We start from the raw sequence: 13,776 nt of genomic DNA, 5'->3' as shown, positions 1-13,776 counted from the left end.
GTAGCGCGGCCTACCCCGCCCGCCACGCGCAAACATCCCCCGGCATACGCCCCAGACAGGCAGAAAACGGGCTGCGGACGGGTCCGGTCGGGCCTCCGGGCGCCGCCGATCACGGTTGGAACCGTCCGCCGGGGTATGCGACCGGCATGACGCCACCCACCCCGGGGCAGCCCGATCCGCGACCGGATCCGCCGCCGGGGCGCCCGTCGCGGCTGCCCCAGGCCGGGCCCCGCGCCGCCCGCACGATCCCGCTGACGCGCGGCGGCCCGGCGCGCCCGGCCGCCGAACCGCTGGCCTGGTGGGCCGTGCTCTTCGCGCTCTACCTGTCGCTGATCTCCACGATCGACCTCGTCGAGATCACCGTCGGCGCGGTCGTCGCCGCGGTCGCGGCCGCGGCCGCCACCGGCGGACGCCGCGCCCTGTTCAGCACCGGCACCGCCGGCGACCCCGCCGGGCGGCGCAGCCCGGCCGCCGACCTGGCGCCCGGGCTGCGGCCCGTCCCGCCCGCCCGGCTGGCGGCCCCGCTGGCGCTGCTGCCCGCCCAGATCGTCGCCGACAGCGCCCGCGTCGCCGTGCTCGGCGCGTCCGGCGGCACCTGGACCCGCCTGGCCGCCGCCCCCGGCGCCGCCAACCGGGGCACCGCCACCCTGCTGGTGTCGACCTCGCCCGCCACCTACGTCGGCGGCGTCGACCCCGAACACGGAATGCTGACCGTGCACCGCCTCACCCCGCACCCCTCGCCGTTCGAGCGGCGGCTGCGCGCCACCGGCCTCATCCGCTCCCCCGACGACCAGACCCCCCTCGGGCAGGCGTCCGGCGAGCAGACGTCCGGCGAGCAGGGCGGGCGCACCGGCGGCGGGGCGGGGGCGCGATGAGCATCGCCGTCCCCGCCCTGGTGATCCTCGTCGCCGCCGTGCTGCCCGCGCTGCTGACCACCCTGCGCGGACGCCCCGTCGACCGGCTCGCCGGCCTCATCGTCACCGGCCCCCTGGTCACCCTCGTGCTCGCCCTGCTCGCCTCCGCCTACGGGCGGACCTCCTACCTCGACGTCGCCCTCATCCTGGCCCTGCTGTCGTTCGCCGGGGCCCTGGTGTTCGCCCGGTTCTTCAGCCGGACCCTGTGACAGGACGGAGAAGCCGTGAACCGAACGGGAGGCACATGACCCTGCTCGCCGACACCCTCACCTGGGCCGGCACCGCCGTGTGCGTGCTGGCCGGACTGCGGCTGCTGCTCACCCGCGGCGCCGCAGCCCGGCTGCACGCCGTCGCGCCCGTCACCGCGCTCGCCGCCCCGCTGCTGCTGACCGGGCTCGCCCTGCACCCCTGGTCGTCCTGGCACGACGTCGTCAAGATCGCCGTGATCGGGGTGCTGCTGGCCGCCACCGGACCCGCCACCGTCGTCACCGCCGGCCAGGCCGTCGCCCGCGCCACCGGCGCCACCGGCGCCAGCGCGCCCAGCCGGGACGCGCGGGAAGGGGAAACGCCGTGAGCGACCCGTTCTCCGGCCCGCTCGCCGACGCCCTCATCGCCACCGCGCTGATGATGGCCGCCTTCATGGCCACCGCCGTCGTGCTGACCCGCAACCCCGCCCGCCAGGCCATCGTCCTGTCCGGCTACGGGATGGTCCTCGGGGTGCTGTTCCTGGTCCTGCAGGCCCCCGACGTCGCCATGTCGCAGATCGGCGTCGGCACCGTCGTCGTCCCCCTCATCGTCGTCCTCGCCCTGCACGCCACCCGCCGCCACCGCAAGGGAGGCGACACCGGCGAGGACAACCAGCACCCCGAGCACGACACCTCCGATACCGCCGATTCCGGCGGCGTGGGGAGGGACGCGCGATGAGGGCGCCCGCATGAGGACCCGCGCCCGCATCCTGCTGTTCGCCGCCGGCGCCGCCGGCAGCGCCGCCCTGTTCACCGCCGGCGCCCTCGACCTGCCCCGCTTCGGCGGCGCCCTGCACCCCTACGGCGACCGCGCCGTCCACCAGGCCCTGCGCGAGTCCACCACCAACACCGTCTCCTCCGTCAACTTCGACCAGCGCGCCTTCGACACCATCGGCGAGGAGCTGATCCTGATGGCGTCGGCGATCGGCGCGGTGGTGCTGCTGCGCGTCGCCGGCAAGGAGGCCGAGGACCAGGGCGCCACCCACCGGCACGGCCCCGCCGAGGTGTCGGACGCCCTGCGCATCGTCGGCTACCTGCTGCTGCCCGTCACCCTGCTCATCGGCTTCTACATCATCGCGCACGGCGCCCAGTCGCCCGGCGGCGGATTCCAGGGCGGCGTCATCCTCGGCACCGCCATCCACCTGCTCTACCTCGCCGGCGACTACCCCGCCCTGCAGCGGCTGCGGCCCATCCCGGTGTTCGAGTCCACCGAGGCGCTCGCCGCCGGCGTGTTCGTCGCGATGGCCCTGGCCGCCGCCGGCGCCGTCCCCGCCCTCAACGGCGCCGTCGGCGTCGAGGTCGGCTGCGCGCTGGTCCTGCTCATCGGCAAGTTCTTCGAACAGGCACTGCTCGTGCGCGAACCACCCGGGGAGCCCTCGTGAGCCACCTGCCCTACCTGACCGCCGGCTGGATCATCCTCGTCGGGATCTACGGCATCGTCACCAGCCGCGACCTGGTCCACGCCGTGGTGTGCCTGTCGGTCACCCAGTCCGGCACCTACGTCCTGCTGCTGGCGATCGGCTACCGCTACGGCGCCACCGCCCCCGTCTTCTCCGACCGGCCGCCCCACGGACGCCCCGTCACCGACCCCGTCGTGCAGGCCATGACCCTCACCGACATCGTCGTCGGCGCCACCGTCACCGCCCTGCTGCTCGCCCTGGCCGTCCAGGTCGCCAAACGGCGCGGCACCCTGGACCCCGGCGAGCTGAGGTCGCTCGAATCGTGATCCTGCAGATCACCGTCGCCGTCCCCGTCCTGACCGCCGCGCTGCTGGCCACCGCCGGACGGTGGCTGCCGCGGCTGGCCGTCGACCTCGCCGCCGTCCTGGCCGTCGCCGCCGTCGCCGCGCTGTCCGCCCTCACCCTCACCCGCGCCCCCCACCACGCGCAGGTCACCTGGCTCGGCGGCTGGGGACCGGCCACCGGCGTCGGCATCCCCCTGGTCGCCGACCCCCTCGCCGCCGGCCTCGCCCTCATCACCGCGCTGCTCACCCTCGCCGCGCTGCTGTTCACCTGGCGGTACTTCACCGAGGTCCAGGCGATCTTCCACACCCTGATGCTGCTGTTCCTGGCGGCGATGGTCGCCTACGTCTACACCGGCGACCTGTTCGACGCGTTCGTGTTCTTCGAGCTGATGAGCGTCGTGGCGTTCGCGCTCACCGGCTACCGCTCCGAGGAGCCCTCCACCGTCCACGGCGCCCTCAACTTCGGCATCATCCAGTCGATCGGCGCCTACCTCACCCTCGCCGGCATCGCCCTGGTGTACGCGCGGACCGGCGAACTCGGAATGGCCACCGCCGGCCGCCACCTGCTCGGCACCGGCACCGGCACCGGCGGGCACGGCGACGCGCTCGTCACCGCCGCGTTCGTGCTGATCTGCACCGGCTACCTGGTCAAGGCCTCCGCCGTCCCGTTCCACTTCTGGCTCGCCGACGCCCACGCCGTCGCCCCCACCCCCGTCTGCGTGCTGTTCTCCGGCATCATGGTGCCGCTCGGCGTCTACGGGATCGCCCGCACCTACTGGGCGACGTTCGCCGGGCTGGTCCCGCTGCGCGCCATCGCCGTCCTCGGCGCCGCCGCCGCGCTGCTCGGCGCCGTCATGTGCGTCCTGCAGCACCACATCAAACGGCTGCTGGCCTACTCCACCGTCAGCCACGTCGGGCTGCTGCTGGTCGGCGTCGCCGCCCACGGCCCCGGCGCCCTGGCCGGCACCGCCTACTACCTCGCCGGCCACGCCGGCGTGAAGGGCGCCCTGTTCCTGGCCGCCGGCGCCCTGCTGAACCGGCACCAGACCGTCGACGAGCACGAGCTGCGCGGACGCGGACGTGGCATGCCCGTCACCGGCGCCACCTTCCTGCTCGGCGCGCTCGGCCTGGCCGGGCTCCCCCCGTCCGGCCTGTACGCCGGGCACGCCGTCACCGAGCACGCCGCCGAAGAACTCGGCTGGTGGTGGTTCACCCCGCTGGCCATCGCCGCGTCCGCGCTCACCGCCGGCGCCGTCCTGCGCGTCTGGCTCGGGGTGTTCCGCGGCACCCCCGCCGAGGAGGACCCCGCCCGCGGCGGCCAGGACGCCGGGCACCCCGCCGGCGGCGGGCACGAGGACCCCGAGACCCGCCCCACCCTGCGCAACCTGCCCTGGACGATGCTCACCCCCGGCCTCGCCCTGCTCCTGGCCGCGCTGCTGGCCGGGCTGATCCCCGGCGGCCCCGTCGGCGCCGCCGCCGCGATGTTCACCGACCGCGACGGCTACGCCGCCCTGGTGCTGGACGGCCGCGTCCCCCACCCCTACTCGGTGCCCGCCGACCCCTGGACCGCCTCCGGCGTCGCCGGGTTCCTCGTCACCCTGCTGCTGGCCGCGCTGATCGCCGTGCACGCGGTGCGCCGCCGCACCGCCGAACGCGCCGCCGAACGCGCCGACGCCTCCCCGGGGACCCTCGCGCGCGCCGCCACCGCCACGGCCGCCCGCCTGCACGCCCTGCACTCCGGGCACATCGGCGACTACGCCGCCTGGCTCACCGCCGGCGTCGCCGTCCTGGCCCTGCTCACCGTCCGATTCTGACCCCGGGTTGCCGCCGGGTTGCCGCCACCCGCACCGGCACGCGACCCTGGCACTCGTCCCCGGCAGCCGAAACCGCCGGGCCTTCGGAAGGGGGCCGTCCGATGGAGCACCGCACGGCCCGCCCCGCACCCGCCGCGCGTCGCCGGGCCCGCCGCGGGCCGCCCGGACGCGGCGCGCTCACCGCACCCGCCGCCCTCCTCGCCGCCGCGCTGCTGACCACCGCCCTCACCGTCACCGCCCTCCTGCACCGCGATCCGCCGCAACCGCCCGGCGCCGCACCGCCCGGCCCCGTCCTGTCGCGCTACGAGACCGCCGCGGCCGGCAACACCATCGACCGCGACTGCGGCTACAGCGTCCCCCTGACCGGCCGCCGCAGCCTCTGGCTGTTCTGCGACTCCATCTGGAAGGGCACCCACCCCGGCCTGGCGCTCGGCGCCACCGCCGCCACCGGAACCGCCGCCCCCGGACGCGTTCCCACCGACCTCACCGAACTCCCCACCCCCACCACCGGCACCGGCACCGGCACCGGCGCCACGCCTCCCGCCACCGCCGCCCCGGCCGACCGGCCGCCGCAGCCGCTGCTGGCCACCCCGCCCGGCCTCCTCCTGCCCGGCGGCACCCCCTGCCGCCTGCCCGGCACCGCCTACAGCGCCTCCTGGATCTCCGGCGCCACCCGCCTCCCCGCCGACGGCACCGTCCTGCTCACCTACACCGACGTGTGCGCGCACGGCGCCACCATCACCGCCCAGGGCTACGGCATCGCCGCCTACCGGCCCGCCGACGGCACCCTGAACGGCCAGACCCGCGTGTTCACCCTCCCCGGCGGCCTGCCGTTCCAACTGAACCTCGGCTCACCCGTCCTGCGCGACGGCCACCTCTACCTGTACGGATCGACTTGCGACACCTGGACCGCCGCCGCCTGCGCCGCCGGCCGCGTCACCCTCGCCCGCGTCCCCGCCGACCCCGCCGCCCGGCGCGACCCGTCCGCCTACCGGTACTGGTCCCCCGCCGGATGGACGCCCGACGCCTCCCTCGCCCAGACCGTCGTCCCCGGCGCCGCGCCCGCCGCCGTCCACATCGCCGACTACACCGCCGCCGGCAAGGGCCTGGTCCTCATCGAGCAGCGCGGCCTGGACGGGCGGTACCGGCTCTGGCGGGCCCCCGCCCCGCAAGGCCCCTGGCGGCCGGCCGGCGGCGGCGCCCTGCCCTGCTCGGGCGGCAGCGGCAGCGACCAATGCCGCGCCTTCATCGGGCACCCCGAGCTCAGCACCACCGCGGCGCTGCTCATGTCGCACTACAACCCCGCCGACCGGCACGTCACCGTCCACGCCGTCCCGTGGTGACAGCGGCCTCCGCCGGGGAGCGGCGTCACACGCTCCAGAGCCGGCGCCTGCGGTAACGCGGCTCCCACCGCAGCCGGCTCAGCTCCCGCACCTCCCGCGGCAGCGCCGTCAGGAACCGGCTGCGCTCGACCGGCGCGATCCCGTCCACCATCCACGGCACCGTCCCCTCCCCGCAGCCGGCTCCCGCCGCGGCCCACAGCGACACCGTGCCCGCGGCGAACGCCGCCCAGTCCGCCGCCTCCAGGACCCGCCGCGCCAGCGGCAGCGCCCCCGCCTCCTCATGCCGAAGGTGCACCTCCAGCGCCTCACGCAGCCGCCGCACCGCGGCGACGACCTCGCCGGGGCCCTGCTCGTCGTCCTCCAGCGCGGCGTCCACCGCCGTGACCAGCGCCTCGATCCGAGGATGCTCGGCCCGCAGCTCCGCCACGACCCCCAGCTCGGCGCGGTGGCCGGCCACCGCGCGTTCCACCCGCGGCAACAACACGCTCTCCTGCAGCTCGTTGTGCAGGCGCAGCTGCTCCTTCAGGTTCTCCCAGCCCGCCCGCACCAGCGGAGCGCGAGCCCTGCCCGCCGCCGCGGCCGCCGCCAGCCGCTCCAGATCTCTGCGGAACGCCACGTGCCCCGCGTGGGCGAACACGTCCATGAACCCGGGGCCCGCCACGCCGCCGAGCCCCGCGGCCGCCCGCTCGCCGCCCGGCGCCGTCGCCGTGCCCCGCACCGCCGCCACGGGCGGTGCGACCGAAGAAACGTCCATACAAAGTTGAGGCCGCAGCCCCCCGAAATGTGACGTGCCGGCACCGAGACCTCGCTCACGCCGAGCACTCCGGGCCGCCCCGCTCCCGACCGGGGCGGCCCCCGGGTCACTTCGTCAGCGGGGCCTGCAGGCTCCACAGCCGCCCGTCGGGGTCGCGGACGGTCATCTCCCGCGTCCCGTAGTGCGTCTCCTCGAACGGCGACACCACCTCGACGGCCGGGTCGGCGCGGAAGGCGTCCGCATCGGGCACCCTCAGCACCATCCGCGCCTGCGGCTCCCGGTCCTCGGGGATCTCGGCGATGAAGACGTAGGGGCCGTCGCCGTTGCGCAGTTGTCCGGAGTTGTGATCGGTCGCGAACTCCAGTTCGTAACCCAGCGCCTGGAAGAACTTGGCCGCCTTCCCCCAGTTGTGGGTCTCCAGGAACACGGCCTCGATGCCCTCGGTGCTCATCTCAGGTCTCCTTCTCGGTCGATCGCCGTCGCGGCGTGCCGTCGTCGTCGAGGTAGGCGCGCAGCGCCTGCGCGACCAGCGCCGACAGTGACAGCTCCGACTCGATGGCGCGGTGCTTGACCTGCTTGATCAGTCCGACCGGCAGGTACACGTTGAACTGCTTGACGTCCTCGTCGCCCACACGAGCATGCTAGCAAACTAACTCGCTAGTCGCACGTCCGTCCCACGGCCACGCCCGAACGGCTGCGGGCCTGTCGACGCGCCGCACCCGGTCGAGAAGGACGGAGGACCTCCTCTAGCCCTCGCGGGGACGGGCGTGCCCGAGGTAGGTGACGATCGGCCTGCCGCCGGGTTCGAGGACGAAACCGGTCATCGCCGGGACCTCCCCATCGGTGATCTTCCCGCTCCGGCGGGCGATGATGGCGCGGACGAGGCCGAGGACGCTCTTGGGCTTGAAGGAGCAGACGTCCTCGTTGCGCAGGCCGTGCGCGGCGAGTGCGGCCCGGACCTCCTCGGGTGTGCGCAGCCGCGCGGCCGTGTAGCGATCACGGGGCATGATCCGCGTGAACGGCGACGACTGGAAGGCCCACAGGTAGATCAGCCGGGACACCGGCGTCCGGTTCACCGTGTCGTAGAACAGGACGCCGTCGGGCCGCAGCAGGCGTGAGGCGTGCCCGACGACCCTGTCGAGGGCGTCGGTGATCTCGAAGGTGTCGGCGCAGAAGACGACGTCGAAGGATTCGCCCGCGAGGCCGGGGGCTTCCGCAGGCGCCGTGACGTATTCGACGGCCTCACCCTGGGACGCCCGCCGCGCCAGGTCGGTCGCGTCCGAGGACGGGTCGAGGGCGACGACGTCGAAGCCGAGCCCGGCCAGGCTCCGGGCAAGGAGGCCGCGTCCGCTGCCGATGACCAACGCGCGCCGGCCGGCGGGGGCGATGCCGAGCCGGCGCAGGGTCGAGGTCAGGTACTCGAGGCGCACCTCCTGGAAGGCGAGGGCGCGGATGTGCCGGCCGTCGACCGCCCCGGGCGTCCGCGAGTCGAGTTCGATGATCGGAGCCACGACGTCCTCCTCTTTGGTTCCCTAAGGAAACCCACACTAGTGCCCTAAGGGAACTCAGGTAGCCTCGGGGGGTGACCAGAACCTCCCTCGCCGATGTCGCGTGCTCGATCGCGCGCGCGACCGATCTGTTCGCCGACGCATGGACGGCGCTGATCATGCGGGACGTCCTGATGGGCGTGACCCGATTCGACGACCTGGCCCGCGACCTGGGCATCTCGCGCAAAGTGCTGGCGGCCAGGCTGTCGCGGCTGGTGGAGGAGGACGTCCTGACCCGCGAGCGCTACCAGGACCGTCCGCCGCGCGAGCACTACCTCGCGACGCCGAAGGGCGAGGAGCTGTATCCCGTCCTGCTCGCCCTGATGCGGTGGGGCGACCGCTGGCACAGCGGGGAGTCCGGGCCGCCGCTGCGCATCCGCCATCTGGAGTGCGGGCACGACACCGAGCCGGTGATGGCGTGCGCGCACTGCGGCCACGCGCTCACCGTCGACAACACCACCCAGCTCCCCGGCCCCGGCGGCCGCGTCGGCCCGGGCACCCAGGTGATCGGCCCTCTTCTCGCGGCCAGGCAGCCCCCCGAATGACGGGGAAAGGCGTTGGTCGACGGCCCGGGCGGTCGGTTACCGTCCGGTCTCGCCCGTGATGTGGTCGGTCCAAGGGGTGGGTGTGACCGAGTTGGATGACAGTGCCCGTCCGATCTGGTCGGGGCGGGCGCGAGGGGCGCCCGGGTCACCGCTGTCGGCGCCGAGCCGGGCATGGTGGAACTCGCCGGCGCAACAACCGCGGCAGGAGTGGTCACGGAAGCCGATCGACACTCGGCGGGCAAGCCCGGACACTCCGGCGCGGCCGTAGCGATCCAGCGGCGGGACCAGCGGGATGCGAGCCGGGGCCGTCGTTCAGTCAGTCCTGGTGTCGTACGTCGCGCGGTTGGCGATCACGTCGTCCATGTGGGTCTCGGCCCAGCTCTTCAACCCGCGCACCATGTGGTGCAAGGAGATGCCCAGGTCGGTCAGCTCGTAGGTGACCGTGACGGGCACGGTAGGCACCACGGCGCGGCTCACCAGTCCGTCGCGCTCCAGCGAGCGCAGCGTCTGGGTGAGCATCTTCTGACTGACACCCGTCAGCGTGCGCGACAGCTCCGAGTAGCGCATCGGCCGCGGCTCGCCGGCGCAGACATCACCTGGCTGACGTGGGCCGTCGCTGCCAAGGGCGGCGAAGATCAGGGCGACCCACTTGCCGGAGATCCGGTTGAGCAGGTCCCGGCTCGGACACGCCGCCAGGAAAGCGTCGTACTCCACCTTGGAATGTGCCCGCTGCTGGGCCGCCGTCGCTGTCGCCACAGGCCCCTCCATCCGCCCTCGAGGTTCCCTACGCACTTTCAGGTGCCTACTTCCCTCCAGAAGGTTACGCCCCAAAAGATGGTGTCGAGGGCCGCAAGGCGCCTTCGCAGCAGACCACGAAAAGACAGAGGTAAGAGCATGTCCTCCTCCCTTCCCGGCGGCACCTGGACCTTGGGCGACCTGTCCGTCTCCCGATTCGGCTACGGCGCCATGCAGCTCGCCGGCCCCGGCGTCATGGGCCCGCCGGCCGACCGCGATGCCGCACTCGCCGTCCTCCGCGAGGTCAGGGACCTCGGGATCACGCACATCGACACCGCCGGCGCCTACGGGCCGCGCTTCACCAACCAGCTCATCCGAGAAGCCCTGCACCCCTATCCCGAAGCGCTGCACATCGTGACCAAGGTCGGCGCCGACCGCGACCGGCAGGGCGGCTGGCCCCCGGCCCGCAAGCCCGAGGAGCTGCGTCGCGCCGTCCACGAGAACCTGGAAGATCTCGGCCTCGAGGCGCTCGACCTGGTCAACCTCCGGCTCGGCAACGCCGAGGGGCCTCGGCCCGAGTCCGTCGCCGAAGCACTCGGAACACTCGTCGAACTCCAGCAGCAGGGCTTGATCCGGCAGCTCGGCGTGAGCAACGCGACGGCGGAGCAGGTCGCCGAGGCACGCGCGATCGCACCGATCGTGTGCGTGCAGAACATGTACAACCTCGCCTACCGCCAGGACGACAAGCTGATCGACGAACTCGCCGAACAGGGCATCGCCTACGTGCCCTTCTTCCCGCTCGGCGGCTTCAACCCCCTGCAGTCCTCGGCGCTCTCCGCTGTGGCCGCCCGGCTGGACGCCACCCCGTTGTCCGTCGCCCTGGCCTGGCTACTGCAGCGGTCCCCGAACATCCTGCTCATCCCCGGAACCTCCTCAACGGCGCACCTCCGCGAGAACGTCACCGGCGCGGGACTCCGCCTCTCCCCCGAAGACCTCACCGAACTCGACAAGATCGGCCACCAATGAAGTAACTGCAGGACGACTCAGCGGGGCGGACGTGGACGGATCGTCGGAGTGCGCGGCAAGCGCCTTCTCGTACTGGGGCGCCGTAGCTGTCCAGGGGCGCTGTGGTGGTGGCGGGTTGATCAGTGTCCTGGTCGCGTGGGGTTGCGAGTGTCGCTCACCACCCGGGGAGGAGTACGAGCGGCGGGGCCATCTTGCGCCAATTCCTAAATGATGGGAATTCCGTGTATCGCGGGCGTATCGAAAACCGCATACGCCGCCACAACAGCCTTCCGCGTTCAGTGGGGGCATGGACCACAGCGCATCACTGTCAACGCCGGCTCATCGTACGGGCGGGGTCGTGCTCGTCGGTGTGGCGGTCCTCGGTGCAGCGATCGCTGCGTTCGCCGTGCAGTGGCCGTTCGTCGCGTTCGCTCCGTCGAGTTCGTCGGCCGAAGTCGATCTGTCGAGCAGCAGGCACACCACGCTGGACGAGAGCGACGGTGCCATTCCCGACGGGGTGTCGGTCTCGGTCTTCGACGAGGAGATGCCGGGCGTGGGCAAACTCACCCCGGATCTCCTCGACGCCTTGCGTCGGGCGGCGATGGACGCGGAAGCCGACGGCGTCCGGTTTCGGGTCAACAGTGGTTGGCGGTCGCCCGAGTATCAGCAGCGGTTGTTGCAGGACGCCGTCGCCAAGTACGGCTCCCAGGAAGAGGCCGCGCGATGGGTGGCCACTCCGGAGACGTCTGCTCATGTGTCGGGTGAAGCGGTCGACATCGGCCCGCCCAATGCCGCGGTTTGGCTTTCCGAGCACGGCGCCGCGTACGGGCTCTGTCAGATCTACCGCAATGAACCATGGCATTACGAACTGCGTCCCGATGCCGTCGACGACGGTTGCCCGCCGATGTATGCGGATCCGACCGAGGACCCGAGGATGCAGCCGTGAACCGGGCCCCGATCGCGCTTCAGAGCCGATCGAGCACCTTTCGACCGCCGACCTTGCGGACGCTCCCGGTGGCGGTGGCCGCGAACGTGGTCGAGATTCGCGCACGGACCCGAAGCACGATCATGGCCGTGGTCAAAGCCGACGGTTACGGCCACGGTGCCGTCACGGTCGCCAGAGCCGCCGTCGCAGCCGGTGCCGGGTGGCTCGGGACGACGAGCGTCACGGAGGCTTCTGCGCTGCGCGCCGCAGGGTTGGCGGCGCCGATCCTCACCTGGCTGCACCCCTCCGGGATCGACGCCGAGGCGGCGGCGGCCGACAGGGTCGATGTCGCGGTCGGGTCGGTGGACGAACTCGGCGCGCTTCTTGCGCAAGCCGCGTCAACGGTGCGGATTCATCTCCATGTCGACACCGGGATGTCCCGGGGCGGCTGCCCCCGCCGGCAGTGGCACGAGCTGATCGCTCTCGCTCAGCGTGGTCAACGGGCTCGGAGGGTCCGCGTCGTGGGCGTCATGGGGCATCTTCCGCTGGCCGACCAGGCCGACCCTGCGGCGAACGCGCCGGCGGTCGCTGGCATGCGCGACGCGCAGCAGGCGATCCGGGCGGCGGGGCTCGGTTCGCCGCTTGCCCATCTTGCGGCCACATCGGGGACGCTGAACGACCCGGCGACGCACTTCGGCATGGTCCGCGTCGGGGCGGGACTGGTCGGCATCGATCCCTCCGGGACCGTGATGATGCACGGCGCGTCCCGTCTGACCGCACCGATCGTGCACACGGCGGCGGTTGAGGCCGGCACGCCGGTCGGTTACGACGGCACGTATGTCACCGATCGCGCCACCCATCTGAGCGTCCTTCCCATCGGTTACGCCGACGGAATACCCCGAGAGATCTCGCCCCAGGCCGGCGTCGAGATCCGCGGGCGCCGTTTCCCGGTCGTCGGACGGGTCTCGATGGACCAGATCGTGATCGACACCGGTGCCGAATCGTTCTCTGCCGGCACGTCCGCGACCGTGTTCGGCCCGGGTGGGGACGCGGTCCCGACCATCCAGGACTGGGCCCGCTGGGCCGGGACCATTCCGCACACCATCGTCACCGGCATCGGGCCGCGCGTGAAAAGGAGCACCGCATGACACGGCGAATCGCGGTGATCGGCGGCGGAGAGAACGCCGAACACGACGTCTCCCTGGCCACCGCCGCGGCGGTCGCAAAGGCGCTGCGCGCCAGCGGATTCGACGTGGAGGAGCTGACGATCGACCGCGACGGGACCTGGAGGCGAGGAGCGGACGCGCTCGGATCGCGGGCCATCGGTTCCGTGGCGGCGGCACTGGGCGTCATTGAACGTACCGACGTCGTCTTCCCCGCAGTCCACGGCCCGTTCGGCGAGGACGGGACGCTCGCGGCGTTGTGCGCCCTCACCCACACGCCGATGGTCGGCTCGGGCCTGCGCGCTGGAGCGCTCGGCATGGACAAGTGGGCGACCAAGCTCGTGGCGGAGGCCGTCGGGATCCGCACCGCTCCCGGCCGGCTGGTGGCGGCGACGGAGATCACCGGTGTCGAATTCGAGACGGACGCGGTGGTGAAGCCGGCCTCGGCCGGGTCGAGCTTCGGTGTCGCCCTGGCACGCGACGCCTCCGAACTGCGCGACGCGCTGCGCAGCGCGGCGCGATTCGACGACCGGATCCTGATCGAGGACGCCGTCCAGGGCCGGGAGATCGACGTGGCCGTCCTGCGTGAGGCCGACGGCCGCCGATGGGCGCCGCCACCGCTGGAGATCCACACCACCGGCCCGTTCGACACCCAGTCGAAATACGACGGCTCCGCGCGGTTCAGCGTGCCCGCCGACATCGGCGACAGAGACCGGGCAGCCCTGACCGGGGCGGCGCTGCGGATGTTCGACGCGCTCGGCTGCGCCGGTGTCGCCCGCATCGACTTCTTCCTCACCGATCACGGGCCCGTCCTCAACGAGGTCAACACCATGCCGGGAATGACGGCCGAGTCCCAGGTGCCGAGAATGTTCGCCGCAGCCGGACTGCCCTACGAGCACCTGGTCGCGCGCCTGGTCGACGCTGCCACCGTGCCCGGACCCACGAACCAGGGCTTGAGCGTGTGAAGTGCTCAGACATCGTGGCGGAGGCGGGCCCTATCATGGTCACTGCGCCGGGAACGTGTCGGTACGCATACGTCGGC

The 13,776-nt window shown here is 73.1% G+C and carries 18 protein-coding genes; 13 read left to right on the top strand and 5 right to left on the bottom strand.

Features of this window, described 5'->3' with window-relative positions; translation table 11 throughout:
* Nucleotides 1-146: 146 nt before the first annotated feature.
* The 8 genes from ACA514_RS45490 (at nucleotide 147) to ACA514_RS45455 (ending at nucleotide 6,060) form a co-directional block, all read left to right on the top strand.
* The gene (locus ACA514_RS45490; RefSeq protein ID WP_375047736.1) at nucleotides 147-875 is read left to right on the top strand and encodes a hypothetical protein; all 729 of its coding nucleotides are present in this window, start codon (nucleotides 147-149) and stop codon (nucleotides 873-875) included.
* Nucleotides 872-1,123, top strand: coding sequence for a monovalent cation/H+ antiporter complex subunit F (locus ACA514_RS45485; protein ID WP_344285051.1), 252 nt, complete (start codon nucleotides 872-874; stop codon nucleotides 1,121-1,123). Before ACA514_RS45490 ends, ACA514_RS45485 begins: the two co-directional genes overlap by 4 nt.
* 35 nt (nucleotides 1,124-1,158) lie before the next feature.
* A complete protein-coding gene (locus ACA514_RS45480; RefSeq protein WP_375047734.1) occupies nucleotides 1,159-1,488 on the top strand; it encodes a monovalent cation/H(+) antiporter subunit G in 330 nt (109 codons plus the stop codon).
* Nucleotides 1,485-1,838 (top strand): Na(+)/H(+) antiporter subunit B, encoded by a 354-nt coding sequence (locus ACA514_RS45475; protein ID WP_375047732.1) that lies wholly within the window; start codon nucleotides 1,485-1,487, stop codon nucleotides 1,836-1,838. Before ACA514_RS45480 ends, ACA514_RS45475 begins: the two co-directional genes overlap by 4 nt.
* A 10-nt stretch (nucleotides 1,839-1,848) precedes the next feature.
* Nucleotides 1,849-2,541 (top strand): MnhB domain-containing protein, encoded by a 693-nt coding sequence (locus tag ACA514_RS45470; protein ID WP_375047731.1) that lies wholly within the window; start codon nucleotides 1,849-1,851, stop codon nucleotides 2,539-2,541.
* A complete protein-coding gene (locus ACA514_RS45465) occupies nucleotides 2,538-2,885 on the top strand; it encodes a sodium:proton antiporter (RefSeq protein WP_375047730.1) in 348 nt (115 codons plus the stop codon). The genes ACA514_RS45470 and ACA514_RS45465 overlap by 4 nt, the downstream gene beginning before the upstream one ends.
* Complete coding sequence (locus ACA514_RS45460; RefSeq protein WP_375047729.1) at nucleotides 2,882-4,717, top strand: complex I subunit 5 family protein; 1,836 nt, start codon at nucleotides 2,882-2,884, stop codon at nucleotides 4,715-4,717. The genes ACA514_RS45465 and ACA514_RS45460 overlap by 4 nt, the downstream gene beginning before the upstream one ends.
* A 101-nt stretch (nucleotides 4,718-4,818) precedes the next feature.
* Entirely contained in the window at nucleotides 4,819-6,060 is a 1,242-nt protein-coding gene (locus ACA514_RS45455; RefSeq protein WP_375047728.1) for a hypothetical protein, read from the top strand.
* Between the two features lie 25 nt (nucleotides 6,061-6,085).
* On the opposite strand, the gene ACA514_RS45450 is transcribed toward ACA514_RS45455, so the two are convergent.
* From ACA514_RS45450 to ACA514_RS45435, 4 genes are all read right to left on the bottom strand, one after another.
* A complete protein-coding gene (locus ACA514_RS45450) occupies nucleotides 6,086-6,814 on the bottom strand; it encodes a hemerythrin domain-containing protein (RefSeq protein WP_375047727.1) in 729 nt (242 codons plus the stop codon).
* Nucleotides 6,815-6,920: 106 nt separating this feature from the next.
* Nucleotides 6,921-7,265 carry a VOC family protein gene (locus ACA514_RS45445; protein ID WP_375047726.1) on the bottom strand — a complete coding sequence of 115 codons (345 nt, stop codon included), beginning with the start codon at nucleotides 7,263-7,265 and terminating at the stop codon, nucleotides 6,921-6,923.
* A 1-nt stretch (nucleotide 7,266) separates the two neighbouring features.
* Complete coding sequence (locus tag ACA514_RS45440) at nucleotides 7,267-7,446, bottom strand: CopG family transcriptional regulator (protein ID WP_375047725.1); 180 nt, start codon at nucleotides 7,444-7,446, stop codon at nucleotides 7,267-7,269.
* 114 nt (nucleotides 7,447-7,560) lie between these two features.
* The gene (locus ACA514_RS45435; RefSeq protein WP_375047724.1) at nucleotides 7,561-8,325 is read right to left on the bottom strand and encodes a class I SAM-dependent methyltransferase; all 765 of its coding nucleotides are present in this window, start codon (nucleotides 8,323-8,325) and stop codon (nucleotides 7,561-7,563) included.
* A gap of 71 nt (nucleotides 8,326-8,396) precedes the next feature.
* Between ACA514_RS45435 and ACA514_RS45430 the strand changes: the two genes are divergently transcribed.
* Complete coding sequence (locus tag ACA514_RS45430) at nucleotides 8,397-8,906, top strand: winged helix-turn-helix transcriptional regulator (protein WP_375047723.1); 510 nt, start codon at nucleotides 8,397-8,399, stop codon at nucleotides 8,904-8,906.
* Between the two features lie 312 nt (nucleotides 8,907-9,218).
* Here the strand turns inward: ACA514_RS45430 and ACA514_RS45425 are convergent, their stop codons facing one another.
* Nucleotides 9,219-9,662: a winged helix-turn-helix transcriptional regulator gene (locus ACA514_RS45425; protein ID WP_375047722.1), complete on the bottom strand. Its 444-nt coding sequence runs from the start codon at nucleotides 9,660-9,662 to the stop codon at nucleotides 9,219-9,221.
* A 138-nt stretch (nucleotides 9,663-9,800) separates the two neighbouring features.
* Between ACA514_RS45425 and ACA514_RS45420 the strand changes: the two genes are divergently transcribed.
* The 4 genes from ACA514_RS45420 (at nucleotide 9,801) to ACA514_RS45405 (ending at nucleotide 13,699) form a co-directional block, all read left to right on the top strand.
* Nucleotides 9,801-10,667 carry an aldo/keto reductase family oxidoreductase gene (locus ACA514_RS45420; protein WP_375047721.1) on the top strand — a complete coding sequence of 289 codons (867 nt, stop codon included), beginning with the start codon at nucleotides 9,801-9,803 and terminating at the stop codon, nucleotides 10,665-10,667.
* Between the two features lie 337 nt (nucleotides 10,668-11,004).
* Nucleotides 11,005-11,592, top strand: a complete 588-nt coding sequence (locus ACA514_RS45415) for a M15 family metallopeptidase (protein WP_375047719.1) — start codon at nucleotides 11,005-11,007, stop codon at nucleotides 11,590-11,592.
* Nucleotides 11,589-12,719, top strand: a complete 1,131-nt coding sequence (gene alr, locus ACA514_RS45410; protein ID WP_375047718.1) for an alanine racemase — start codon at nucleotides 11,589-11,591, stop codon at nucleotides 12,717-12,719. The genes ACA514_RS45415 and alr overlap by 4 nt, the downstream gene beginning before the upstream one ends.
* Nucleotides 12,716-13,699: a D-alanine--D-alanine ligase gene (locus ACA514_RS45405; protein ID WP_375047717.1), complete on the top strand. Its 984-nt coding sequence runs from the start codon at nucleotides 12,716-12,718 to the stop codon at nucleotides 13,697-13,699. The genes alr and ACA514_RS45405 overlap by 4 nt, the downstream gene beginning before the upstream one ends.
* Nucleotides 13,700-13,776: the final 77 nt, after the last annotated feature.

Source organism: Actinomadura sp. NTSP31 (assembly GCF_041951385.1).
GTDB lineage: Bacteria > Actinomycetota > Actinomycetes > Streptosporangiales > Streptosporangiaceae > Spirillospora > Spirillospora napierensis.
The sequence above is the reverse complement of the archived record's forward strand: the minus strand, read 5'-3'. Positions and strand labels throughout refer to the sequence as shown.